At 71.7% G+C, this 23,425-nt stretch carries 16 protein-coding genes and 1 pseudogene; 9 read left to right on the top strand and 8 right to left on the bottom strand.

Features of this window, described 5'->3' with window-relative positions:
• Positions 1-114: 114 nt before the first annotated feature.
• Positions 115-969: a chitosanase gene (locus tag ACZ592_RS15510; RefSeq protein WP_471582057.1), complete on the bottom strand. Its 855-nt coding sequence runs from the start codon at positions 967-969 to the stop codon at positions 115-117.
• A gap of 255 nt (positions 970-1,224) precedes the next feature.
• Between ACZ592_RS15510 and ACZ592_RS15505 the strand changes: the two genes are divergently transcribed.
• The gene (locus ACZ592_RS15505) at positions 1,225-1,875 is read left to right on the top strand and encodes a DUF4360 domain-containing protein (protein WP_471582056.1); all 651 of its coding nucleotides are present in this window, start codon (positions 1,225-1,227) and stop codon (positions 1,873-1,875) included.
• 54 nt (positions 1,876-1,929) lie between these two features.
• Here ACZ592_RS15505 and ACZ592_RS15500 read toward each other — a convergent pair whose 3' ends face one another.
• Complete coding sequence (locus ACZ592_RS15500) at positions 1,930-2,835, bottom strand: NADP-dependent oxidoreductase (RefSeq protein WP_471582055.1); 906 nt, start codon at positions 2,833-2,835, stop codon at positions 1,930-1,932.
• Positions 2,836-2,982: 147 nt separating this feature from the next.
• Between ACZ592_RS15500 and ACZ592_RS15495 the strand changes: the two genes are divergently transcribed.
• Entirely contained in the window at positions 2,983-3,348 is a 366-nt protein-coding gene (locus ACZ592_RS15495; protein ID WP_471582054.1) for a MerR family transcriptional regulator, read from the top strand.
• Between the two features lie 91 nt (positions 3,349-3,439).
• Here ACZ592_RS15495 and ACZ592_RS15490 read toward each other — a convergent pair whose 3' ends face one another.
• Complete coding sequence (locus tag ACZ592_RS15490; protein WP_471582053.1) at positions 3,440-5,680, bottom strand: alpha-N-acetylglucosaminidase; 2,241 nt, start codon at positions 5,678-5,680, stop codon at positions 3,440-3,442.
• 296 nt (positions 5,681-5,976) lie between these two features.
• On the opposite strand from ACZ592_RS15490, the gene ACZ592_RS15485 reads away from it, so the two are divergent.
• The 3 genes from ACZ592_RS15485 to ACZ592_RS15475 all read left to right on the top strand — a co-directional run bounded on the left by ACZ592_RS15485 (position 5,977) and on the right by ACZ592_RS15475 (position 11,104).
• Positions 5,977-7,809 carry an alpha-L-fucosidase gene (locus tag ACZ592_RS15485; protein WP_471582052.1) on the top strand — a complete coding sequence of 611 codons (1,833 nt, stop codon included), beginning with the start codon at positions 5,977-5,979 and terminating at the stop codon, positions 7,807-7,809.
• Between the two features lie 175 nt (positions 7,810-7,984).
• A complete protein-coding gene (gene proP / locus ACZ592_RS15480) occupies positions 7,985-9,472 on the top strand; it encodes a glycine betaine/L-proline transporter ProP (RefSeq protein WP_471582051.1) in 1,488 nt (495 codons plus the stop codon).
• A 327-nt stretch (positions 9,473-9,799) separates the two neighbouring features.
• Positions 9,800-11,104, top strand: coding sequence for a phytase (locus ACZ592_RS15475; protein WP_471582050.1), 1,305 nt, complete (start codon positions 9,800-9,802; stop codon positions 11,102-11,104).
• A gap of 59 nt (positions 11,105-11,163) precedes the next feature.
• Here the strand turns inward: ACZ592_RS15475 and ACZ592_RS15470 are convergent.
• Positions 11,164-11,893 (bottom strand): annotated as a pseudogene (locus tag ACZ592_RS15470) (MFS transporter); the annotation flags it as partial.
• Positions 11,894-12,080: 187 nt separating this feature from the next.
• Here ACZ592_RS15470 and ACZ592_RS15465 point away from each other — a divergent pair.
• Entirely contained in the window at positions 12,081-12,419 is a 339-nt protein-coding gene (locus ACZ592_RS15465) for a trypco2 family protein (protein ID WP_471582049.1), read from the top strand.
• An 88-nt stretch (positions 12,420-12,507) separates the two neighbouring features.
• The gene (locus ACZ592_RS15460; protein WP_471582048.1) at positions 12,508-15,819 is read left to right on the top strand and encodes a P-loop NTPase; all 3,312 of its coding nucleotides are present in this window, start codon (positions 12,508-12,510) and stop codon (positions 15,817-15,819) included.
• A 183-nt stretch (positions 15,820-16,002) separates the two neighbouring features.
• On the opposite strand, the gene ACZ592_RS15455 is transcribed toward ACZ592_RS15460, so the two are convergent.
• Both ACZ592_RS15455 and ACZ592_RS15450 read right to left on the bottom strand, forming a co-directional pair.
• Positions 16,003-16,812 (bottom strand): SAM-dependent methyltransferase, encoded by an 810-nt coding sequence (locus ACZ592_RS15455; RefSeq protein ID WP_471582047.1) that lies wholly within the window; start codon positions 16,810-16,812, stop codon positions 16,003-16,005.
• Between the two features lie 92 nt (positions 16,813-16,904).
• Entirely contained in the window at positions 16,905-17,654 is a 750-nt protein-coding gene (locus ACZ592_RS15450) for a DNA-binding response regulator (protein ID WP_471582046.1), read from the bottom strand.
• Positions 17,655-17,752: 98 nt separating this feature from the next.
• On the opposite strand from ACZ592_RS15450, the gene ACZ592_RS15445 reads away from it, so the two are divergent.
• A complete protein-coding gene (locus ACZ592_RS15445) occupies positions 17,753-18,748 on the top strand; it encodes an aldo/keto reductase (protein WP_471582045.1) in 996 nt (331 codons plus the stop codon).
• A 27-nt stretch (positions 18,749-18,775) separates the two neighbouring features.
• A complete protein-coding gene (locus ACZ592_RS15440) occupies positions 18,776-21,364 on the top strand; it encodes a DUF6185 family protein (RefSeq protein WP_471582044.1) in 2,589 nt (862 codons plus the stop codon).
• Between the two features lie 16 nt (positions 21,365-21,380).
• On the opposite strand, the gene ACZ592_RS15435 is transcribed toward ACZ592_RS15440, so the two are convergent.
• Together ACZ592_RS15435 and ACZ592_RS15430 are read right to left on the bottom strand one after the other, a co-directional pair.
• A complete protein-coding gene (locus ACZ592_RS15435; protein ID WP_471582043.1) occupies positions 21,381-22,205 on the bottom strand; it encodes an endonuclease I family protein in 825 nt (274 codons plus the stop codon).
• 248 nt (positions 22,206-22,453) lie between these two features.
• Positions 22,454-22,885 carry an acyl-CoA thioesterase gene (locus ACZ592_RS15430; RefSeq protein WP_471582042.1) on the bottom strand — a complete coding sequence of 144 codons (432 nt, stop codon included), beginning with the start codon at positions 22,883-22,885 and terminating at the stop codon, positions 22,454-22,456.
• Between the last annotated feature and the right edge of the window lie 540 nt (positions 22,886-23,425).

Below are 23,425 nucleotides of genomic sequence, written 5' to 3'. Positions count from 1 at the left end.
GGAGAACTCGCGAAAATAGGGAGTTGTCTGGACGGCTCCCCGTGTGGAGGGGGGGGGGCAAGGGGTTGGCCGCGGCCCCGCGGGACCCGGGGGGCTCCCCCCGCGGTGCGGCCGTCAGCCGATGTGGAACGACTCCCCGTACACCTTCCAGTCCAGCGGCGTGTTGAGGTTGAGATTGCCCTTCTTCAGGAAGACGCGCTGCGCGGTGTCGACGCGGCTGGTGTCCTCGTGGGCCTCCTCCTGCTTCATCGCCCAGACACGGGCGTCGAGGAAGGCGTTGAGGTACGTCACCTCGTCGCCGCCCTGCGCCGGCGTCTTCGCCGAACGCAGCGCGCGGGCCCGGATGTTGCGGAAGCTCGTGGAGTCGCCGCCGTCGCCGTGCATGACGATCGCGTCGTAGTACGCGAACTGCCCGAGCACGCCGATGCCGTCGGCCTTGCCCTGCTTGACGGCCGGGTTGAAGTAGACGCGGTCCCGCTCGTCGTTCTGCGCCTTCTGGAACTCCGGATCCTTGGCGGCCTTCGCCCAGTCCTTGGTGTAGTTCGGGTCGAGGCCGTCGTGCGAGTCGGTGCCGTCGACCTCGCGCAGGGCGGGCAGGTACTTGGCGAGCACGTTGCCCGGCTTGCGCCGGGTGTAGAGCTCGACGAGGTCGAGCATGTCGCCGGTGCCGGAACAGAAGCCGATGATCCCGGCGGTGTAGCCGCGGCCGTCGTCGATGTCCTCGATGTAGCCGTACTGCTTCTTCCAGTCGAGCGAGGAGTTCTCCGCGCTGCAGACGATCTGCATCGCGATCTCCTTCTTCGCCGGGTCGTCGAGCCCGCCCGCCGCGAGCGGGCTCGACGAGGTCTGCGTCGCGCTCGCCGACTGCACGGCGAGCAGCGGACCCGTCACGGCCGCGGCGCCCAGGAGGGCGAGCAGGGTGCGGCGGGAGGTGTGCGTGGTGCGCGGGCGTATGTGGGGGGTCTCCATGTGGGCCTCCAGATAAGGGAGTTCATCGTTCCGCGTACTGTTAGGAAGGTTTCCTACCAGAGATTCGGCATGACGTATACCCGTCAAGACGCGATGGGCCGGTGGGGCCGAATGGCCGGACATCCCTCTGTCCGCCGGTCCCACCGGTCCGTACGCTCCCCCTCGCTCACGCAATCCGCTCCAGGCACCCGCACTGCGCTCCACGCACGACAGGCACTTCTCCAACCCCCCTCATCAGCAACGGAATGGAGAATCATGGCCGGTGCACTGCTGCTGAGCGGCGCCGCCGTCGCGGCGCTCTTCGGCTCGACGCTCCCCGCGCACGACACGACCGCGATCCTGGAACCGCCCCCGGACAAGATTGTGATCGAGATCGCCACCGTGAACGGTTCGGGCTGCCCCCTGGGTACCGCCGCCGTCGCCGTCTCCGAGGACAACACGGCGTTCACGGTCACCTACAGCGACTACCTCGCCCGTACGGGCGCCGGTGCGGATCCCACCGCGTTCCGCAGGAACTGCCAGCTCAACCTGATCGTGCACGTACCGCAGGGCTTCACGTACGCGATCGCCGCCGCGGACTACCGCGGCTACGCCTCGCTCCAGCCCGGCGCCAAGGGCACCGAGAAGGCGTCGTACTACTTCCAGGGATCGCCCAGCACCGCCTCGATCAGCCACGAGTTCAAGGGCGCCTACAACGACAACTGGCAGGCCACCGACACGACGGACTGGGCGCAGCTCGTCTGGGCCCCGTGCGGCACGAAGCGCAACTTCAACATCAACACGGAGCTGCGGGTCGACGCGGGGACGTCCGACCCCGCCAAGTCCAGCTTCATGACGATGGACTCGACGGACGGCGGCATCAGCACGGTGTACCACATGGCGTGGAAGGAGTGCCCGCGCGCCTGACCCGCGAGGTCGGCGGTGCTCCCGGGCCGGGTCGGTTCGGGGGCACCGGCAGGTTCAGAGGCGGACCACGATCTTCCCCCGCGTGCGTCCGCGCTCGCCGTACGCGTGCGCTTCCCCGGTCCGTTCGAGCGGGTAGGTCCGCTCGACGCGCGGCGTGTAGCGGCCCTGCCCGCCGAGTTCGCCCGCTTCGGCGAGGAGCGCGGAGTCGTTCTCCGCGTTGACCGGACGGACGCCCAGGCGCTGCGCGTTGGCGTGGTCGGCGACCGTCGACACGCGGGCGGGGCCGCCCACGATCGCGACGAGATCGGCCAGGGATCCGGAGGCCGCGGTGTCGAGCGCGAGGTCGACACCGTCCGGAGCCAGGGTGGCCAGACGCTGCGCGAGACCGGCGCCGTAGGTGGTGGGAACGGCTCCCAGCGAGGTGAGGAACGCGTGGTTGCGCTCGCTCGCCGTCCCGATCACGGTGGCGCCCCGGGCCACCGCGATCTCGACCGCGGCACTGCCCACGCCTCCGGCGGCGCCCTCGACGAGCAGGGTGCGCCCGCGCAAGGAGCCGAGCGCGTTGAGCCCGCCCAGCGCGGTCACGGATGCCAGCCCGGCGCCGGCGGCCTCCTCGTCGGTCCAGGTCCTGGGCGCGTGGGCCCAGGCCGACAGCACGGCGAGCTCCGCGGTCGCGCCGGTGACGCCGCCGAGCCCGAAGACACGGTCGCCGATGCTCACTCCCCGTACGCCTTCACCGATCTCGTCGACCACGCCGACGGCGTCCCGCCCGGGAATCGCGGGCAGGTCCACGGGGAGCAGCTCGCGCACCGCACCGGAACGCACCTTCCAGTCGACGGGGTTGACGCCGGCCGCCGCGACGCGGACGCGGATCTCGCCGGGCCCGGGGTGCGGGTCCGGTGCCTGTTCGGCCACCAGGGTCTCCACGCCGCCGTACTGGTGATAGCGGACTGCGCGCATGACGTTCTGCCTTTCCACGCGGCCGGGTGCGGCCGTTCACGGGTTCGCCGGGGTGAATGTTCGGCGAGTGCCGACTCCCGCTACGCTAAAACCTGACGTTGACGTCAGCTGCAAGTCGGGCGGGCCGCCCGGCCGGGAGGAGGGCCGGTGCGCATAGGTGAGGTCGCCGACAAGGCGGGCGTGAGCGTCCGGGCGCTGCGCTACTACGAGGAGCAGGACCTGCTCCGCGCGAGCCGCAGCCCCGGCGGTCAGCGGCACTACCCCGACACCGCCGTCCAGCGGGTCCGGCTGATCCAGCAGATGTACGCCGCGGGCCTCCCGAGCCGCGTGGTGCGCGACGTGCTGCCGTGCGTGGACTCGGGTGAGGCGCCGCCGAGGCTCCTGGACCAGCTGGAGGCCGAGCGGGTCCGCATCGACGAGCGGATCACCGACCTGCTCGCCGTGCGCGACCGCCTCGACGACGTGATCGCCGTCACGCGGAACCCGGACATCGGCTGCGCTCACCTGCAGTGAGGACGCCGCGCTCACCTGCAGCGTTACGGGGGGAGGGGGGCGACGCGACCGGAGCGGGTGCGCAACCGCTCCCGCCGCTTCCGAGGATTCCTCACCCCAGCCGGGCCCGCACCTGGGCCGCGATCTTGTACGTGTCGCCGGTCGGGCGCACCGCAAGGCGCCCGGGGTCCCGGATCCACGCGTCCTCGATCGCGAACCAGTCGACCTCCTCGGGGGCGCGGTTCTCCGCGAGGGCGGTGCGGAGTTCCGTGAAGTACCGGTCCCAGCGCAGCCGGTAGAGGCCACCGACGAGCCCCGCCCACTCGCGGTTCGCGTAGTCGCGCAGGCCTGCTTCGGCGCCCGCGCGGGTGCCCCAGACCGTCAGGAGTGACAGCTGGTCGTAGGCGAGCCGCTCCCGTTCCCCGGCGTCGGCGCCCCACGTGCGGGCGTCCGCGACCCACCGGCCCAGCAGGTGGCGGGAGTCGGTGGCGACGAGCCGGTCGAGCAGGTCCATGAGGGAGAGCCAGTCGCGGGTGAGACGGTCGAAGCGGCCCGCGTCCCCCGCGTCGTACGCCTCCTTGACGCGCGGCAGCAGGACGCGGCTGCGGTTGGACAGGGCCTGCCGGGCGACATCGAGCAGGTCGCGGCGGTACGCGGACGAGTCGCGCAAGTCGCGTCGTACGCGCAGCAGTTCACCGAGAGCGGGCTCCAAGTCCTGCGGCGCGTACCGCATCTTCTTCGGCGACCAGGCCGCCGCCGACGTCGCCGCGAGGTCGGGCCGCGCCCCGAAGAGCCCGTCGGCTCCCTCGGCCCACTCGTCGGCGCGGGTCGTGCCGTACGCGGTGCGGCGCAGCACGTCCCAGGCGGCCTCGGCGTGCGGGTCGGCGCCTCCGTAGCGGGTGGTCGACCACTCGGCGAACCACGCCTCCAGGTCCAGGCTCCCCGTGCGCCAGGCCAGTTCGGAGAAGAGCTCGAAGGCGGCGGGGTTGTTGTCGGCGGCCTCCGGCATCAGGGAGATGCCGCTCAGCGTGCTGCCCTCCTTGGTGCGCCACTTCTCGAACAGGTCGGCCCAGTCGGGGGCGTTGGCGCCGAGCGTCGTGTGGCCGCCGAAGTTCCAGATGGAGCCGAACGTGTAGGGCGTCGAGCCCCAGTCGGCCTCGCGGTCGGTGACGTTCGGGAAGCGGTCGGAGAGGCCGTCGACGACGAGCATCCGCTGCTTGTCGACGGCGTCGGTGATGGCTTTCGGCGGGTTGTGCTGCCAGCCGAGGATCACCCAGGTCGCGTCCGGGTGGGCGGTCCGCAGGGCCTTCTCGACGCCCTTGGCGGCCTCGCCGACGGGTACGTCTCCGGGCTTTCCGCCCTCGTGGAGAAGGTCCATCTTGTACATCGTGGTCGGCCCGAACAGCTCGTCCTGCGCGCGGTAGAACGCGGCGGCCACGCGCGCGAAATGGCCGGTGCGCGGATCCAGCCAGTCCGGTCGCGCGAACCCCACCCAGTCGCCCTGCGGGACGGTCTTCGCGCCGGGGTTCTTGTCGGTGAACCCGGGCGGGACGGTGCCGTAGTAACCGGGCAGGACCGGGGTGATGCCGAGCTCGCGCAGCCGGTCGCAGATGCGACGGCCCAGGCGGGCGCGGGCATCGAGCAGCTGCCGGGAGACGGGGTGCGGGAACGACGACATGTTCTGCAGGAGCCACCAGGGCTGGTGGGCGGGTGCGGGGACCCAGGCCCGCAGCTGCGCGTCGGAGTAGCCGAACTCCTGGAAGGCGCGGTGGTGGACGGCGTCGGCGCCCGTGCAGACGAGGACTTCGTTGTAGCCGTGCAGGGCGAGCACGTCGATCTCGCGCTCCCAGTACGTCCAGTCGTGGTACGCGCCCGTGTAGCCGTCGTTCGTGTCGTTCAGGACGAAGCGGTGCGGGGTGTTGGCCTTCCCGGTGAGGGGCGCGGCGGGGGCGGGGAGCCGGTCGGGGAGGTGGTCGGTGCTGCGGCCGGCCCAGGTGATGTTGGCGTGCGTGACGTGCTTCAAGTAATGGCGCAGGCCGGTGAGCTGGGTGCCGGGGCCGGTCGCCGTGACCGTGATGTGGCCGCGTCGTCCGGTGACCTGGAAGGAGTCCTCGGCGCCCGGCTCCTTCGGGACCGTCCTGAAGGTGATCTGGTCCCAGTGGCGGGGGAGCAGCCGACGGGCCGCCTCCGCGGCCGCGGTCCGGCGCGGGGCGGGCGCGCCGTCGACGCCGGTGCCCTGCGCGCTGGTGCCCTGCGCGGCGGTGCCCTGCGCGGTGGTGCCGGAACAGGCGACGGCGGCGACACCGGCCGTACCGGCGAGGCCGGTGAGGAAGGTGCGGCGGGGGAGAGGCATGCGGGCTCCGTGGGATCGGCGGGATGCGGTGCGGTGCGGGTGCGCGGTGCATTCCGAGGGATCTCTTCCCCCAAAGGCCCCCCGTTTCCAAACATCCGGTGGTCCGCCCGGTGAACTGTCCGTTCGATCCCCCGACGTTGCCCGACTGCTCCTCAGCACACCACAGTCATCGGACCGATGTGACGCTCAAAGGCCAACAGGGCCCTGGGAGGCGCTAGTTGTCCCCATTGACATCCGATGTATTCGTCCCTACGTTCCCGAGCGACCCCCAACCAGGCAACCCCGGGAGCCGCCCCATGCGCCACAGAGCCACTGGACTCGCCCTGCTCCTCGCCGCCGCCCTCGCGGGGACGGCCGTCCCCGCCGCGACCGCGGTGCCCGACGGGGCGCCCGCCCCGAAGCCCCCGCGCGCCGCGGGCCCCGGCACCGACCACGCCGCGGACGACCCCTTCACCGCGGACCGCACCAACTGGTTCCGTCAGGACCGCTTCGGCATGTTCATCCACTTCGGCGCCTACTCGAACCTGGAGGGCGAGTACCGGCGCCCCGACGGCTCGACCTGCCGCGACGCCGAATGGATCAAGCGGCAGTGCGACATCCCCATGGACGCGTACGAGAAGCAGGCGCAGAACTTCAATCCCGCGGACTTCGACGCGAAGGCGGTCGTCAAGGCGGCCAAGGACGCGGGGATGCGCTACATCGTCATCACGTCCAAGCACCACGAGGGCTACGCGATGTGGCCGACGAAGGTCAACGACTGGAACCTGCGCGACCACTCCTCCTTCGACAAGAACCGCGACATCCTCGCGGAGCTGAAGAAGGCGTCCGACGACGCGGGCATCAAACTCGGCTTCTACTACTCGATCTGGGACTGGCACGACAAGGACTTCGCGGACCCGGCGACCTTCCCCGCGTACGAGAAGCGCATGTACGCCCAGCTCAAGGAGCTGGTCGACGCCTATGACCCGGCGCTTCTCTGGTTCGACGGCGAGTGGGACACCGACAACCCCCACAACCCCTGGACGGCGAAGGACGGCGAGCGCCTGGAGTCCTACCTGCGCGGCCTCGACCCCGACCTCGTCATCAACAACCGCGTGGGCAAGCGCCGCGTGGTAGACGGCGACTACGGCACCCCCGAGCAGGAGATCCCCGGCGCCCCGGTCGACGGCCAGCTCTGGGAATCCTGCATGACCCTCAACGGCCACTGGGGGTACGCCCGGTACGACGAGAACTGGAAGTCGGGACCCGAACTCACCCGCAACCTCCTCGCCACCACCTCCCGCAGCGGCAACTACCTCCTGAACGTCGGCCCCGACGCGCGCGGCCGCGTCCCGCGGCCCTCGGTGGACCGCCTGAAGCAGATGGGCGACTGGCTGCGCGAGGACGGCCAGGGCGAAGCGGTGTTCGGCGCCCGCTACGGCGGGCTCGTCGAGGAGCCGTCCTGGGGTTCGGTGAGCCGCAAGGGCGACAAGCTGTACGCGGCGGTCACGAAGTGGCCGGCCGCCGGCGGCACGCTGCACCTGAAGGCGCGCACCGACTTCACGGTACGGGGGGCCCGGGTCCTCGGCAGCGGCCAGAAGGTGACGGTCACCAAGGCGGGCGACGGCTACGACCTCAAGCCGTCCGGCGCGGCCACGAACGACACGGCGACCGTGATCGAGCTGCGGGCCGACCCGGGACCGACGGCCCGGCCCGGCAACGGCAAGGGCCTCAAGCAGGAGATCTTCGACAACGCGACCCTCTCCGGAACCCCGAAGATCACCCGTACCGACGCCACCCTGAACCACGCGTGGAAGTACACCGGCTCCCCGGCCGCCTCGATCCCCGCGGACGACTTCAGCATCCGCTGGACGGGATCGATCCAGCCGCGCCGCTCGGAGACGTACACACTGACGACCGTCTCGGACGACATGGCCCGCGTGTGGATCGACGGCAAGCTGGTCATCGACTCGTGGACCCCGCACGAGCCGAAGCTCGACAAGGTTCAGGTGGCGCTGACCGCGGGTAGGCGCCACTCGGTCAAGGTCGAATACGCGGAGCGGACGGGCGAGGCCCATCTGAAACTGCTGTGGTCGAGCCCCGGGCAGGAGCAGCAGGTCATTCCAAGGTCACAGCTGTACGGCAGCTGAGATCACATGGCCGTTCAGGTTTGAAACCTCGTTTTGTGGCGAAAAGGGTCCCAAGTCCTTGATCAGAAGGACTTGGGACCATCGGCGTCAGGACCATTGGCGGGCACTTTCCCGCCTCTCTGATTGGCAATGTTGATCGACGTCCCACCATGCCGACAGAGAGAGTGACTGCACCGTGAGCGCGCCCGAAGCCCCCGAAACACCGGCACCGCCCGCTCCGGAAGCCGTTGCCCGGCATCGCGCGCTCTTCCGCGTGATCCACCGCCGCAAGAACCCGCGCCTGCGCCAGTCGGACATCACCGTCACCGAGGAAGCCCAGGTCAAGCGCGCGGTGAAGGCGACCGCGCTGGGCAACGCCATGGAGTGGTACGACTTCGGCGTCTACGCCTACCTCGCCGTCATCATCGGCAAGGAGTTCTTCCCCTCCGGGAACGACACCGCGCAGACCCTCTCCTCGCTCGCCACCTTCGCGGCGGCCTTCCTGGTGCGCCCCATCGGCGGCATGTTCTTCGGCCCGCTCGGCGACAAGGTCGGCCGCAAGAAGATCCTCGCGCTCACCATGATCATGATGTCGGCGGCCACGCTGGCCATCGGCCTGATACCCAGCTACGCCACGATCGGCGTCTGGGCGCCGGTCCTCCTCGTCTTCTGCCGCATGGTGCAGGGCTTCTCCACGGGCGGCGAGTACGGCGGTGCCGCGACCTTCATCGCCGAGTACGCCCCCGACAAGCGCCGCGGCTTCTGGGGCTCCTTCCTGGAGTTCGGCACCCTGATCGGCTACACGGTCGCCGCCGTCCTCGTGACGACCCTGACCATGCTGCTCAGCGACTCCTCCATGCAGTCCTGGGGCTGGCGCATCCCGTTCATGGTCGCCGCGCCGCTCGGCCTCATCGGCCTCTACCTGCGGATGAAGCTCGACGAGTCGCCCGCGTTCCAGAAGATGGCAGAGGCGGAGAGCGGACCGGCAGCCGAACGCCAGAAGAAGTCCTTCAAGGACTCCTTCATCGGCCAGTGGCGCGCGATGCTGCTCTGCATCGCGCTGGTGGCCGCGTTCAACGTCACCGACTACATGCTGCTCTCGTACATGCCGACGTATCTGACGCAGCTCGGCTTCGGCGAGACCGGCGGCCTGATGTCCATCGTCGTCGTGATGCTGATCCTGATGGCCCTCATCAACTCGGTCGGCCGCCTCTCCGACCGCATCGGCCGCAAGCCGGTCCTGATGGCGGGCTCGGTCGGCTTCTTCGTCCTCGCCCTGCCCGCGTTCCTGCTGATCAAGCAGGGCGGCACGGTGGCGGTCTTCACGGGCCTGCTCATCCTGGGCCTCGCCCTGGTCTGCTACCTGGGCGTCATGTCCTCGTCGCTCCCGGCCCTGTTCCCGACGGACGTCCGCTACGGCTCGCTGTCCATCGGCTTCAACATCTCCGTCTCGCTCTTCGGCGGTACGACCCCGCTGGTCGTCGCCGGCCTGATCAGCGCCACCGGCAACGACCTGATGCCCGCGTTCTACACGATGCTCGCGGGCCTGGTCGGCATCATCGCGGTCGCCGCGATGAAGGAGACGGCCCGTCAGCCGCTGGAGGGCTCCCCGCCCTCGGTGGCCACGGACGAGGAGGCGCGCGAACTGGTGGAGTCGCAGCCGTCCTCGCAGCCCCAGTACTGACGCGGCCCGCTCGGCGGACCCGGCCCCCGGCACCTGATCAGGTGCCGGGGGCCAGTCGCGTCCGGCGCGGGCGTACGCGATGAACTCCGCCGCGGCCGAGTGGGGCGTGGCCGGGTGCGAGGTCGGCAAGACGGTCTGGGGCCACCTGCCCTTGGGGTCTCAACGCGGTTGAGGTAGAAGGGGGTTGCCGCGCGCGGCCCGGGGCGGCGGTTCACCCCGTGTACATCCGGGCGGGGTGCTGCCGGACGTGCACCGTATGCCGGGCCGACACGAGCAGGGCCCAGTCTCACGCAAGATCCGTCCGTTCCCGGAACGAGGAGACACCGCGTGACCAGACACCGTCCGACCCGTCGAACGATCGCCCCGGTCGCACTCGCCCTGACCGCCGTCCTCGCGGCGGCCACGGCGACCGCCGCCGCACCCGCCGACCCGCTGCCGGCCGTCACGCCCCGCGCCGAGACGCCCGTGCTCCACGACGACGAGGCGGGCGGCAACGCCGACGCGGACGACCCCGCGATCTGGCGCGACCCCGCCGACCCGGCACGCAGCCTGGTCATCGCCACGGCCAAGGAGGGCGGGCTGCGCGCCTACGACCTCGACGCCCGCCCCGTGCAGTCGGTCGCCGCGCCGCCCGCCGAAGGGCCCGACGACGCGCCGGGCCGCTTCAACAACGTCGACCTCGCGCACGGCCTGAAGCTCACCACCGGCCGCTCCGACCTGGCCGTCACCAGCGACCGGGGCCACGACCGCCTGCGCTTCTACCGCATCGACCGCGACCGCCCCGGCGGCCCGCTCACCGACGTCACGGACCCCACCGCGCCGCTCGTGTTCTCCGCCGACCAGGCCGAGGTCAACGAACAGCGCACCGCGTACGGCCTCGCCACCTGGCAGGACAAGTCCAGCGGTCGCTCGTACGCCCTGGTCAGCCGCCGTGAGCGCACCAGCGTCGCCCTCCTCGAACTGAAGCCCGCGCCGGGCGGCAAGGTCACCTACCGCAAGGTCCGCACGCTGGACCTGCCGTCCTCGTTCCGGCTTCCGAACGGCACCTCGTGGAGCCCGTGCGCCGAGCCCGGCGAACTCCCGCAGGTCGAGGGCATGGTCGTCGATCCCGCCAACGGCACGCTCTACGCCGGACAGGAGGACGTCGGCATCTGGCGCCTGCGCGCCGACCTCACCGGAAAGCCCGAACTCGTCGACAAGGTAAGGGAGTACGGCGTCCCCGGCGTCTACGACGAGGAGAGCGAGGAGTGCACTCCGGGCGCCGACCCCGGCTACGGCGGCAAGCGGATCGCCGCCGACGTGGAGGGGCTGACGCTGGTCCAGGAGTCCGACGGTGACGGCTACCTCCTCGCCTCCAGCCAGGGCGACAACACCTTCGCCGCGTACGACCGTGAACTCGGCGACCGCAACGAGTACGAGGGCGGCTTCCGCGTCACCCCCGCCGGCGGCGCGCTGGACGGCTCCGAGGAGTGCGACGGCGCCGCCGCGCTGAACGAGCCGCTCGGCCCGAAGTACCCGCACGGCCTCCTGGTCGTTCAGGACGGCCACGACGCTCCCGGGGAGGGCGACCGGCCCTCGACGAACTTCAAGTTCGTCGACCTGGGGAAGGTCATGACGGCCCTGGACGACTGACAGCCCGGACAGTTCGGGCGGCTCGACAGGCTCGGGCGGCTCCGGCGGTCCAGCCGTGCTCACCGGCGCGGGCCCGGCCGCAGGGCCGTCGCCGCCAGGGCCAGGCCCGCCGCCGCGATGCCCGTGGCGACCCGGAAGGCGAGCCGGTAGCGGTCGGCGTTGGCGTTGGCGGTGAGGGGATCCACCCCCTGTCCGGTGAGGATCTCCGTGCGGCTCGCGACCGGCGCGGTGAGTACCGCGAGCCCGAGCGAACCGCCCACCACCTGCGTGGTGTTGAAGAGCCCGGAGGCCACTCCGGCGTCCTCATCGGACGCGCCGCTCATGGCGAGCCCGTCACGGCGGGCATCGCGGCGGCGAACCCGGCGCTGAGCAGCAGCATCCCCGGCAGCACGTCGGCGGTAGGAACCGTCGGAGGGCAGGAGGCCCAGGAGCGCGAGTCCCGCCGTGATCAGGGTGAGGCCCACGAGGAGCGTGCGAGGGGCACCGAAGCCGGCCGATGACCTTCGCGGAGAGCCCCAGCATCAGCACGCCGATGACGACGGGCGCGGGCAGGAACGCCGTACCGGTCATCAACTCCCCGTAGCCGGGCGCTCGTTGGAGGTAGAGCGCCCCGATGTACTGGAAGCCGTACATCCCGGCGATCATCGCCATCTGCACGGCGTTGGCGCCGGTCAGGACGCGGGAGCGGAAGAGGCGCAGCCGCAGCAGCGGTCGGGACGCGCGGGCCTGGCGCAGGGTGCAGGCGGCGAAGAGGAGGAGGGAGCCCGCGGCGAGCGCGCCGGTCGCGGACGTGGCGTGTCGGGCGGCGTACGACGAGGGGCGGGGCCTCGTGGAGGTGGAGCGGCGGCGCGCGTCGCCGGCGACGCGCACGGCCGGACTCGCCCTCGTGGCCGGACTCGCCCTCGCGGGTGACGCCCGCGCCGTAGAGTGCCGCGTGTAGGCGCAGGGCGGGGAAGCCGGGGAAACTGGGGGAGACATGAGCGAGCCCATCGGGGTCGGCGAGGCCGTACAGGCGCTCCGGGACGAGCTGCTGGACGCGGCCGTCGCGGGGGCCGGCAGTAATGTCCAGTTCGAAGTGGGCCCCATCGAGCTGGAGTTCGCGGTCACGCTCACCCGGGAGGTGACCGCCAAGGTGGGCCTCGGGCGGGTGCTGAGCACGGTGGTGTCCGCGGGCGCGGCCGGGAAGCTCGCGAAGGAGGACGTCCACCACGTGAAGCTGGTCCTCACCCCGAAGGACCGCACCGGCAGCCCGCTCCTGATCAGCGACGAGAACCCGCCCGAGACGGGCAGGCTGGACTCCTCCTTCGGGCGCTGAGAACCGGCCGACCGAGGTGGAGGAGAGGCGCCGGGTCGCGGTGGTGAGGGCGGCGGGGCGGGAGCCGGGAAAGCGGTCCGGTCCAGGGGTGGGCCAGGGGTCGGGCTATCTGCTCGCGCCGCGTCTCGTCCTGACCGCGCAGCACGTCATCGGCGACCGCACGGAGGTGACGGCGCAGGTTCCCGGCAGCGGGCCCACGCCGTGCCGGGTGGTCTGGTCACGGAGCGAGGGGCCGTACGACACGGCTCTGTTGGTGGCCGAACGGGATCTGGCCGCCGACCTCTCCCTGTCTCCGGTGCGCTGGGGACGGATGGTGACACCGGACCCGTCGCACATCTCGTCCCTGGGCTTCACGGCGCTGTCCGGCCGTGAGGGGCACATCGGATCCACGTCGTTCCGGGGGACGCTGGACCCGCTGGAAGCCGTGGAGGCGGACCGCTATGTGCTGACCCTGAAAGGTGCGCCGCCGGTCGGCCCCGCGGGGAAGTCGCCCTGGGCGGGACTGTCCGGCGGCGCGGTCTGGTGCGAGGGCACGCTCGTGGGCGTCACCGTCGCCGACCTGCCGGGCTGGCCGCACAACAGGATCGAGGCCGTCCCGAGCTACGTCCTCTTCGCGGACGCCGACTTCCGCGCACTGCTGCGGCGGCACAGTGGCGCCGCGGCCCACCTCGAACCCGCCGAATTCGCGGACGGCGTCGAGCCCGTGGTGCCGCTGGTGCCGCGCTCCGCGGCCACGCTGCTCCATCCGCGGGCCGAGACGGTGCGGTTCACCGGACGGCACGAGCTGCTCGACGAGATGGTCGCCTGGAGCACGTCGGGCGACGACGTGTCGGTGGCACTGCTCACGGGGGCCGGTGGCGCAGGGAAAACGCGACTGGCCCGCGAGGTCGGCCACCGGCTCACCGCGTCGCGGTTCGCCGTGGTGCATCTCAACAGGCGCAGCGGCCCGGAGCAGCACAGAAAGCTGGCCCGCACGACGGCCCCCGTCCTCCTCGTGATGGATTACGCGGAGAGCCGGGTCGATGAACTGGCCGACCTGCTGCATCACTTGGGCCGGCGCCCGCGCGGGGCGCCGTTCAAGGTGCTGCTCGTGGCACGGGCAGTCGGGCAGTGGTGGGAGGAGGTGCGGTCGCGGGGTGGGGCGGAGGCGGCGGACACGACGGGGCAGGCCCGGCGCTGGTCGATCCTCGACACGGCGTCGTTGGGCGTGGCGGAGGACGAGATCTTCCGTACGGCGGTGGAGGACCTGACGCGGGGAGCGGCGGCGCTGGGGCTGGCCGTGACGGCTTCCGTGGTGGGCGGCGGCCCCCTCTCCGCCCACCGGGCGGGCGTCCCCGGCCGCCCGTACCTGACCGTGCTCGACCTCCACATGTCGGCCCTCGCCGGGGTGCTCACGCCGCGCGCGGAGTCCCAGGTGCGCAACGCCCAGGACGCCCTGCTGCTGCACGAGTCCGCGTACTGGCAGGAGACCTCGCGCCGCGCGCCGCTCGGCATCCTCGGCGACGCGGCCCTGCGCAACGCCGTGGTCACCGCCACGCTGGTCGGCCCGGTGCCGAGCGCTCGCGCCCACGCGATCCTCGCCCGGTTGCCGCGCATCGGCGACCACCCGGAGTCGGTGCGGCGGGCTGTCGCGGACTGGCTCCACGAGCTCTACCCGCGCCCCGACTCGGCCGACGGCGGCGGTTCCTGGCAGTGGGGCCCCTTGCAGCCCGACCCGCTGGGCGAGTATCTCGTGGGGACGCGTGTGGCGGCCGAACCCGAGATCTTCCTGCGTCTGCTGGAGGTGCTCGACGCGCAGGAGACGGTGCAGGCACTCCTGGTCCTGAGCCGGGCGTCGGTGCAGGTCGAGTCCGAGACTCTGGCGGACGTCCTGCGAACGGCCGTACGAGCCTATCCGGCACGCCTCGCGCCCCTCCTGGTGGCGGCGGGCACGCGCAGTGCGGAGCCCACGATCCTGATCGCGGCGCTCGACCAGATTCTGGTGGAGGAACTGCTGCCACCGGACCGGCTGCTGGAACTCGCCGAGCGCATCCCCGCGCTGACGCGGGCGCTGGCGTCGTGGAGTATCCGTCTGCACGAGAAGCTCCTGCAGTTCGAAGGCAAGCCATCGGCCAACCATCGATTGAGCCGGGCGGGTTCTCTGCACAATCTGGCCGGGCGGCTCCTGGCGGGCCATCGTTATGAGGAGGGCCTGGAGGTGGCGACGTCCGGGCTGAGACTGCTCGACGCCGGCGGCTCCGGCGACTCCATGGTCCGGGCTCTGCTGTTGCACGATCGGGCGGCGGCGCTCGGCAGGCTCGGGAGGGCGGAAGAGGCCGTACGAGATGGACGGGAGAGCGTCGCTCAGTTTGTGACGACACAGTTCCTGGGAGGCAAGAACCAGTGGGCCGCACCGGTCGGCCTTGCGGCAGTCCTGAACAACCTCTCCCAGTACCTGGCGGAAACGGGCGAGCACGAGGCGGCGCTCGAGGCCGCTCGCGCCTCGGTCGACACACGGCGCGAACTGGCCGCAGACGACGTCACGATGCTGCCCGACCTCGCCAGGTCGCTGAATACGCTCACGTTGCGCCTGCATGAGGCCGACGATCTCCCCGGAGCGATGCAAGCCGCGGAGGAATCCCTGAGTGTTCGCCGGACAGCCGCTCAGGACCATCCGGACGCGTACTTGGAGGAGCTCGCCTCAACCCTGAACAACAGGGCGCGGATCCTCTTCGACCTCGACGACCTCGCCGGTGCCCTCGACGGCGTGCGGGAGGCAGCATCGATCGAGCGGCACCTTGCCCGCTCGGGGCTGCCCCGGTCCCGGGCAAAGTTCGTCCGCACGCTGCACAGACTGGCTGAACTCAGCCTCCAGGCCGGTTCCGTCGCGGATGCCGTGGAGCGGGCGGACGAGGCCACCGGCCTGGCGCGGAGGCTCGTGGTCGAGGACGGCCGGCAGCATCTGCCGCTGCTGGGCCGGTCCTTCCTCATGCAAAGCCGGTCCTTGGTTCTCGCGTCGTGCGAACCGGTCGCCTACCGAGTGAACGTCAAGGCCGCGCAAGTCTTCCGGACCATTCACCGGGAAAACCCCGGAGAATACCTGGGCCTGCTGACCGCCCTGGCCAACCATGCACGCTTCATGTCCGAGACCGGCCACCACGCGCAGGACGAGCAGGCGGCAGCCGAAGCCGTGTCCCTCCTGAACGGCCTGCCGGAGGAGCTGAGGCGCGATCTCACACAGAGTCGTGCGAGGGCGTACGAGTACCACGCCGGAACCCTCTTCGCTCTGGACCGACAGGTGGAGGCCCGAGAGGCGTGCGACGCCGCACTGGCCCTGTACCGCGAGCTGGAGCGTGACAGTCCGGGCTCGTTCGGGGAACAGATCACGGAGCTGGAGGCTCTCCGGGAGTCCGCTTCCTGACGGAAGGGTTCCCCCCATCGCCTTCCCCCGCTGCGCGAACCCGGCGCTCGCACGGCCGTATCGTCCGGCACCCCGCGCGCGACGCGGGACGCCCCGACGCGCCGGCTGGAGCACACGTCCGCGGGCTGACGCGACGGACGCGGGCCCGGCGCCGCCCGGGCGCCGGGCCGGTCCACGAGCGCGCTACGACTTCCGCCCCACCGCCCCGTACGCGTCCACCGCCGTCTCCTCGTCCGTCTCCGGGCGCCACCGCGTGACCTGCTCGACGCCCGGTTCGGCCAGTTCCAGGCCGTCGAAGAAGCCGGTGATCTCCTCGACGCTGCGGACGTAGTAGGGGATCGCGCCGCTCTTGTTGTACTCGTTCGACGCCGCGATCATGCCCTCGCTCGTGGCCGTGGAGTCGCTTATCACCAGGTGGCTTCCGGCGGGCAGGCCCGCCATGAGGCGGGACACCAGGTCGCGGGCCTGGTCGTAGTCGGCGACGTGGCCGAGCGTGTTGAGGATGATGAGGGCGACCGGCTGGGAGAGGTCGAGGGTCTTCGCGGCCTCGCGGAGGATCGCCTCCGGCTCGTAGAGGTCCGCGTCGATGTACGCCGTCTCGCCCTCGGGCGTGCTGGTCAGCAGGGCCCGCGCGTGCGCGAGGACCAGCGGGTCGTTGTCGACGTAGACGATGCGCGAGTCGGGGGCCGCCCGCTGCGCCACCTCGTGCGTGTTGTCCGCCGTCGGCAGACCCGTGCCGATGTCGAGGAACTGCCGTACGCCCTGCTCCGTGGCCAGATGACGCACCGCGCGGCCGAGGAAGAGGCGGCTGGTGCGCGCCACGTCGACCAGGCCGGGGAAGATCTCCTTGATGTGGTCGCCGAGCTCCCGGTCCTTCTCGTAGTTGTCCTTGCCGCCCACGAAGTAGTTCCAGAAACGCGCGGAGTGCGGCGTGCTGGTGTCGATGCGCGCGCGCATGTCAGTGGAACCGAACTGGGGGTCGTTGTCCGACACGGGTGCCTCCTGGCAACGTACAGACGTCAATGCGTCCGTCGTACTCAACGGTTCGACGATCAAGTATCAACCTAGACGGTCTGTGTACGAGGTCAGTTGTCCGCACCTCCCCAGATGCCGGCGTCCAACTCGCGTGCCCGCACCCCCGCTTGGAAACGGGAGGTGGCACCGAGCACCGCCATGAGCTCGGCGACGCGCCTGCGGTACGTGCGCAGCGACATGCCCAGCTCGCGCGCCGTCACCTCGTCGGTCTGCCCGGCACCCAGCGCCCGCAGGATCCGGCGCGCCTCCTGGTCCAGCACGGGAGGCCGGGTGCGGCGGAAGTCGGCGAGGTCGACCGCCGTCTCCCAGGCCGCGTGCACCAGCGCCCTGACGCCCTCGACCGCGATCGGCGACTGGATCACCGTGAAGGTCCGCACGCCGCGCACGGGAGCCCCCGCGAGGATCGCCACGCGCCGGTCGATGACGATCGCCTCGTGGGCGAGCGGCGCCGTCGAGATGCGGACCTGCGCCCCCGACTCGGCTATCTTCAGCAGCCGCTCCTCGGACTCCTCGTCCGCGAGGGCGCGCGGCGTGTACAGCTTCCGCATCGTGAGGCCGCCGGGGACGATCGGCGGCCGTCTGCCCCCGGCGAACGCGGCGTTCACTCCGGGCGAGAAGGTCACCAGGTCCGCCGCGGCGCAGAGGAACTCTTCGCGGGCCCCGGTGAACAGGTCGCCGGCGCGGCGCACCAGCTCCCGCTCGCCCCGCAGGGAAACGATCTGTTCGGTGCTGGATGTGCTGGATGTACTCGATGCGCTTGGTGTGGTCGGCGTGGTCGGCGACCTGGGTGTGCTCGGCATGGTGGCGACAGTGTGCGGCGCGGTGGCCAGGGGGTCAACGGTGGCAGCAACTGGCCATGTGTTCGCGTACGAAACGCGTACGCCCCAGGATCTGGCCCATGGCGACCACGCACAGCTCCACCGACGGCCCTACGCAGGACCCGGCCGCAGCCCCTACGTACATCTCCACCGGGCCCCCTACGCACCGGACCGAGGGCGGTGACCCGGCAGCGGGCCGGGCCCCCGCCGCCCCCGCCGCATCCGCCGGTCACTTCCGCATCGGCGGCGACCTCCCCGTCCACCGCATGGGCTTCGGCGCGATGCGGCTGCCCGCCGCCCAGTGGGACGGGCCCGCCCACGACCCCGGCCGGAGCATCGCCGTGCTGCGCCGCGCGGTCGAGCTCGGCGTGAACCACATCGACACGGCGGCCTTCTACTTCTACGAGGACATCGCGGCCAACGACCTCATCCGCAAGGCCCTGCACCCCTACTCCGACGACCTGGTCATCGCCACCAAGGTGGGCCCCGGCCGCTTCCCCGACGGCAGCTGGATGGACCCGGCGGACCCCGCGGAGCTGCGCGCGGCCGTACACCGCAACCTCCGGGAGCTCGGCCGGGACCACCTCGACCTGGTCTACCTCCGCTTCCTGCGGTCCGACGGCCCCGGCGACGACCGCCTCGCCACACTGGCGGCCCTGCGCGAGGAGGGGCTCATCCGCCACCTCGGCGTCAGCGGTGCCACGCCGGAGCAGCTCGCCGAGGCCCGGGAGATCGCGCCCGTCGTCGCCGTGCAGAACCGGTTCAGCCCGCTGACGCGCGAGCACGGCGAACTCGTCGAGGTCTGCGCCGCGCAGGGCATCGCGTACGTGCCCTACTTCCCGTTCGGCGGCGCCGGCGCGCCCGACCTGGCGGTGCTCCGGCGCGTCGCCGACCGGCACGGCGCCACCCCCGCCCAGGTCACCCTGGCGTGGCTGCTCGCCACCTCGCCGACGGTCCTCGCCATCCCGGGCACCTCGTCCCCGGCACACCTGGAGGAGAACGTGGCGGCGGCCGCGCTCCGTCTCGACGCCGCGGACCTCGCGGAACTGGACGCGCTCGGGGACACTGAGGCATAGGCCAACTCGGGGGCGGGGGGGCGGTACTTGAGAACGCGTGCCGATGTGCTGCGGCTCGTCCTGCGCGCCGCTCTGTGTGGCGTCCTGTGCGTCGTCCTGTGGCCCGCGTCGGCCGGAGCCACCGGTCAGCCGGTGGACCGGGGGTGCGACACCGCCGGGCTCGACAAGGCGCGGGCGAGTGCCTCCGTCCGCCTCTGGCCCGAGGAGCGCGTCCACACCAAGGTGACCGCCCGTCTGACCGTCCACGTCCCCTCCTCCTGGGAGCACGCCACGTCGCTGCTGCTGAGCGAGGACTCCGACGACTACCGCATGGCCATGGGCTGCCTGGCCCGCCCGTACGAGTCGCAGTACCGGTGGTGGGGCGAGTGGCGACCTGAGGGGAGCCCACGGGTCGACCCGGAGAAGGGCGGCTTCGAGGTCGTCCTCGACACCTTCTCCTGGATCGACCAGGCCACCGACTGGTTCGCGCTCGGGCCCTGGAAGGTCGAGCTGGGCGCGGCACACGTGCGGCTGGTCTTCGAACCGGCCCCCGGCCTCCGCCGCGTCGACTGGACGAAGATCCTGGTGGATCCCGGCGCCCCGGGCGCACGGTCGGCCGAGCCGAAGCCCACCACGCGGGAGGGCGCCACCGCGCTCGTGTGGCGTCCCGAGGGCGAGAAGGAACCGCCGCCCGTCGCCGTCCGGCTCCGACCGGACTGGCGCCGCTCGCTCGGGGCGCAGGACGACCGGCTGCTGTTCGCCAACGTGAGCGGCGTCGGCGGCATGATGTGGACCTTCGTGGTGTGCGCGTTCCTGCTCCACGCGGCCGGCCGGATGCGCCGTCGGGCCGGTGCCACCGGTGCCGAGATCGAGGCCGCGTACACCCTGAGCGGCTGGGCCTGGGTCTCGGCCGTTCTCATGCTCGCCACCGGCGGCGACGAGATACTGTTCCGGCTCGCCAGGGCGCTGGGCGACGAGGAGCTCTGGTACGACCGCGAGCAGCGCGTCAGTCTGCCGCTGACGCTGGAACTCGCCGTGCTGCTGCTCGCCTTCGGGCGGCCGCGGCGATCGGTCGCCCTGGCGGGAGTGGCCCTCGCCGTCCCGGTGCTCGCGGTGTCCGGCGTACCGCACCGGTTCGGGCTTCCCGTGTCGCTGGAACTGCCCGCCGACGCACCGGACCGGGCCGTCTACGCCCTGTTCACCGCCCACGGCTGTGTGGTGGCGCTCGCCTTCCTCGGCTTCGCCGCCGCGGCCTGGCGCGCGGCCCGTGCCTGCGGTCTCGTCCCGCCGAGCCGGGCGGCGCCGCCCGGCCCGCGCCCGTTCCGGCTCCGGTACGCGGCCCCGGCCGTCCTGGCCGGCACGGCGGCCGTCGGCATCTGCTACGCCCTGACCGTCGAGCGCGACTGGCGGCGCGCCTCCTGGCTCAGCAGCCCGGACGACCCGGCGTACGGCACCGACCACCTGGACGACATCAGGGGCGACCTGACCTGGTTCACCGCCAACTTCCAGAACTGGTGGTTCAGCCTCGTCTGGTTCATCACGGGCCTGGTCGTCCTCGCGGCGCTGCGGGTCACCGTCGCCCGGGCCGCCGAGTCACCGGTCGACGAGGCCGCGGACCGGCGGCTGTTCCTGCTCTTCTTCCCCGTCATCGTCGGCATGGGCCTCGGTGTCTTCGCCAACAACTCGCTGCTGGAGTCCGTCTGGCTCGTGCTGAACATGGCGGCCCTGCACCTGATCACGGTCGTGGGCAGGAGCCGGACCGTCCTGGAACACCCCCTGGAGGCGAGCGGCGAGCGGCTCGGCGACACCGTCACCGCGGCCCGGCGCTCCGACGTCCTCGGCCGGGCCCGGCGCTACCGCGAGATCCACGCGAAGATGCGCCGCCTGGAGGCGGGCCAGTCGGACGACGACATCCTCCAACGCCGCCTGCTCGAACAGGAGGTGCGCGGACTGCACAACTGGACCAGCGGCTCGGGCGGCCCCGACCGGCTGCCCTCCCAGGTCTCCGTCGTCGACGTGGCACTGGCGATGGGCCCGCACGACACCTGGTGGGGCAACGGCCGCAGGGGCGCCCTCATCGCCGGCCTCTTCGGCCTCCCGGCGAGCACGGTGGTGGTCTGGTCGGGCTGGATCCGCGGCGACAGCTGGCGCGGCACCGCGTACTACGGCCTCGGCCTGCCCGACCTCGTGTGCGGCTTCCTCGTCTGGCAGGCCTGCTGGGCCGGCGCGGGCTTCGTGCTCGGCGCGCTCTGGCGCCGGCTGCCCGGGCGGCGCGGCCCGGTGAAGGCACTGGCCGTCGCCGCGGCCTTCGCGCTGCCGGTCGGGGTCGACGCGCTGGGCAACTACCTGGTGGACCTCGGGTACGGGGACCTGGGTCTGGTCGTGGTGACGATGCTGCTCGTCCTCACGCTCACCGGCATCGCCCTGGACCTCGACATCTTCCAGGGCGAACGCCGGTTCTGGCAGAGCCGGTTCGGGCTGCTCCTGTCGATCTACCAGATGCGGTACTTCTCGCTGCAGCTCGCCTACCTGGTCGCCCAGGCGGTGGCCGTCGTCACCCTCTGGCAGTTCTTCGCCGACACCGGTGGGGGGCCGCCGCCCAAGGAGTTCGAGGGCGGCGGCGGTGGCGGGAGGTGACCCTGCCGGGGCCGGGTCAGTAGACCTCTTCCACCCACTCCGGGTGATCGATGAACGGGTTCCTGTTGTGCTGGAACTCGTCGAATATGACCTGGTTCCGGTTCTTCTCGAACGTGTCCGGCGGGTCCTCGTCGCTCCACTGCTTCAGGACCGAGAGGCGGCCGATGGCGGGCGCGCTGCCGTTGTCCACCTTGTCGTTGGGCTCCAGGTCGGGGAAGCCGCTCTCACCGTCGTACCGCACGGCCATGTAGAGGATCATGCGGGCCACGTCGCCCTTGACCGCGTCGCGGGGCTCGAAGGAGTCGCCGTCGGTGAGGTTGCCGGGGGCGCCGTCGACCGCGCTGCCGCCGTTGTCGAAGTCCTTGTTGCCACGGATGCTGTTGACCGTGACGTCCTCGGGGCGCAGGTGGTGGATGTCGGTGCCCGGCCCCGTCGACGTGCCGAAGTCGCCGTGCGACTTGGCCCAGACGTGCTCGCGGTTCCAGTCGCCCTGGTCGCCGCCGCTGCTGCCCTTGCTCCGCGAGGAGCCCGAGTAGAGCAGGATCACGTTCGCGCTGTTGGCCGGGTCCTGGTCGGTGGTCTTCAGGGCGTCCCAGACCTGGTCGTACGAGAGCTTCGTCTGGTCGCTGATGATCGTGTGCAGCGCGGACTTCAGCTCGGGGCCCGTCTTGCCGAGCGCGTCCTTGTAGTACGTGTCGTCGTAGGCGCCGACGGCCGCGGTGGCCGGGGCGGGTGTGGGGGAGGGGGTGGCCGTGGCGGTGGCCGGCACGGTGATGCCGGCGAGCACGGCGGCGGCGGTCAGGGCCAGGGGTTTCCAGCGGCGTACGCGCGGGAGGGGCATGTGGGGGTGTGTCCTTTCCCGGAGGCTGCGCGCGCCGCGCGCCCGCCAAGGGGCGCACGGTCTACGCGAGTTGACAACTCAACCACCGGGAGAGTGGCACGGATGTACGTATCGTCGTGTGAACGTCGTGGGACGGTTGCGTGACGATGTCATGGACACGGTCGGCTGGCGCGGGTGAAGTTCCCTGACCGGTCCCGTCGTCACGGCGTCCCGTCGTTACGGCGTTACGGCGTCGTGGTGGTTCGGCGTCACAGCCCCAGTAGCCCGGGGTCGGACGCCAGCGCCCGGAAGTGGTCGAGCGGATCCGTCACCATCCGCCGCTCCTTGAGGTCGAGGAGGCCCGCGATCCCGGTCACCGTCGCGGCCACCGTTCCGTCCGCCTTGGTGATCGTCTGCTCGGTGCGGAAGGTCTTGCGCTCGCTCCATACGAAGCGGCAGCTCACCGCGATCTCGTCGCCCGCGCGCAGCTCGCTGCGGTAGCGGATCGTGTTCTCCAGGGCCACCGGGCCGACGCCCTTGCCCAGCAGGTCGGCCTGCTCGATCCCGGCCGCGCGCAGCAGTGACCAGCGGGCGTGCTCGGCGTACTGGAGGTAGACGGCCTGGTTGAGATGGCCCTGCGAGTCCGTCTCGTAGCCACGGACGGAGACGCTCACGGAGTACGGGTCCTTCGGGTCTGTCACGGTGTTCCCTTTCGGTGGCCTCGCGGGCGCGCGGGTCGTGGGGAGGCGCCCGGTGCGATCAACTCGGCGGCGGCCCGGGGCATTCCGGCCGAGAGGCGGCCGGTGGAGCGGTATACCGGACGTTCATTGATTCCATATGGCGGAAGTAGTATTCCAGAATATAGTTGTGTCGACCATGGAGTCGGTCAACCGTTCTGGCGTCCGAGCATCCGAGCCTGCGGGGGAGAGGCGGTGGGGCGGCGGATGCCCGACGGTGTCGCACTCGCCTCCTCTTCCGCGCTTGAGACGGCGGTGACCGGTGCCGCGTGGGCGAAGACTCGCCGCTCGGCCTCGCGAGAGCCCCCGCCCCCGACCGGCTGGGCGCCGGCCGGAGGCGGGCGCGGTACGGGCGGGACGGCGGTGCTCCTCGGCGGGCCCCGGCGACCGGAGGGGCGCGGGGGGGGGGGGGGGGGGGGGGGGGGGGGGGGGGGGGTGAGGGGGGGGGGGGGGGGGGGAGGGAGGGAGGGGTCCCGCACCGCAACCCCCCCACCCCCCACTCTC

This window comes from Streptomyces sp. NPDC040622 (assembly GCF_055593965.1).
This window is presented reverse-complemented; position numbering and strand designations above follow the sequence as displayed.

Coding starts and splice junctions, on each gene's coding strand:
- ACZ592_RS15510 (WP_471582057.1), bottom strand. CDS start 969: ATGGAGACCCCCCACATACGCCCGCGCACCACGCACACCTCCCGCCGC.
- ACZ592_RS15505 (WP_471582056.1), top strand. CDS start 1,225: ATGGCCGGTGCACTGCTGCTGAGCGGCGCCGCCGTCGCGGCGCTCTTC.
- ACZ592_RS15500 (WP_471582055.1), bottom strand. CDS start 2,835: ATGCGCGCAGTCCGCTATCACCAGTACGGCGGCGTGGAGACCCTGGTG.
- ACZ592_RS15490 (WP_471582053.1), bottom strand. CDS start 5,680: ATGCCTCTCCCCCGCCGCACCTTCCTCACCGGCCTCGCCGGTACGGCC.
- ACZ592_RS15485 (WP_471582052.1), top strand. CDS start 5,977: ATGCGCCACAGAGCCACTGGACTCGCCCTGCTCCTCGCCGCCGCCCTC.
- ACZ592_RS15465 (WP_471582049.1), top strand. CDS start 12,081: ATGAGCGAGCCCATCGGGGTCGGCGAGGCCGTACAGGCGCTCCGGGAC.
- ACZ592_RS15450 (WP_471582046.1), bottom strand. CDS start 17,654: ATGCCGAGCACACCCAGGTCGCCGACCACGCCGACCACACCAAGCGCA.
- ACZ592_RS15445 (WP_471582045.1), top strand. CDS start 17,753: ATGGCGACCACGCACAGCTCCACCGACGGCCCTACGCAGGACCCGGCC.
- ACZ592_RS15435 (WP_471582043.1), bottom strand. CDS start 22,205: ATGCCCCTCCCGCGCGTACGCCGCTGGAAACCCCTGGCCCTGACCGCC.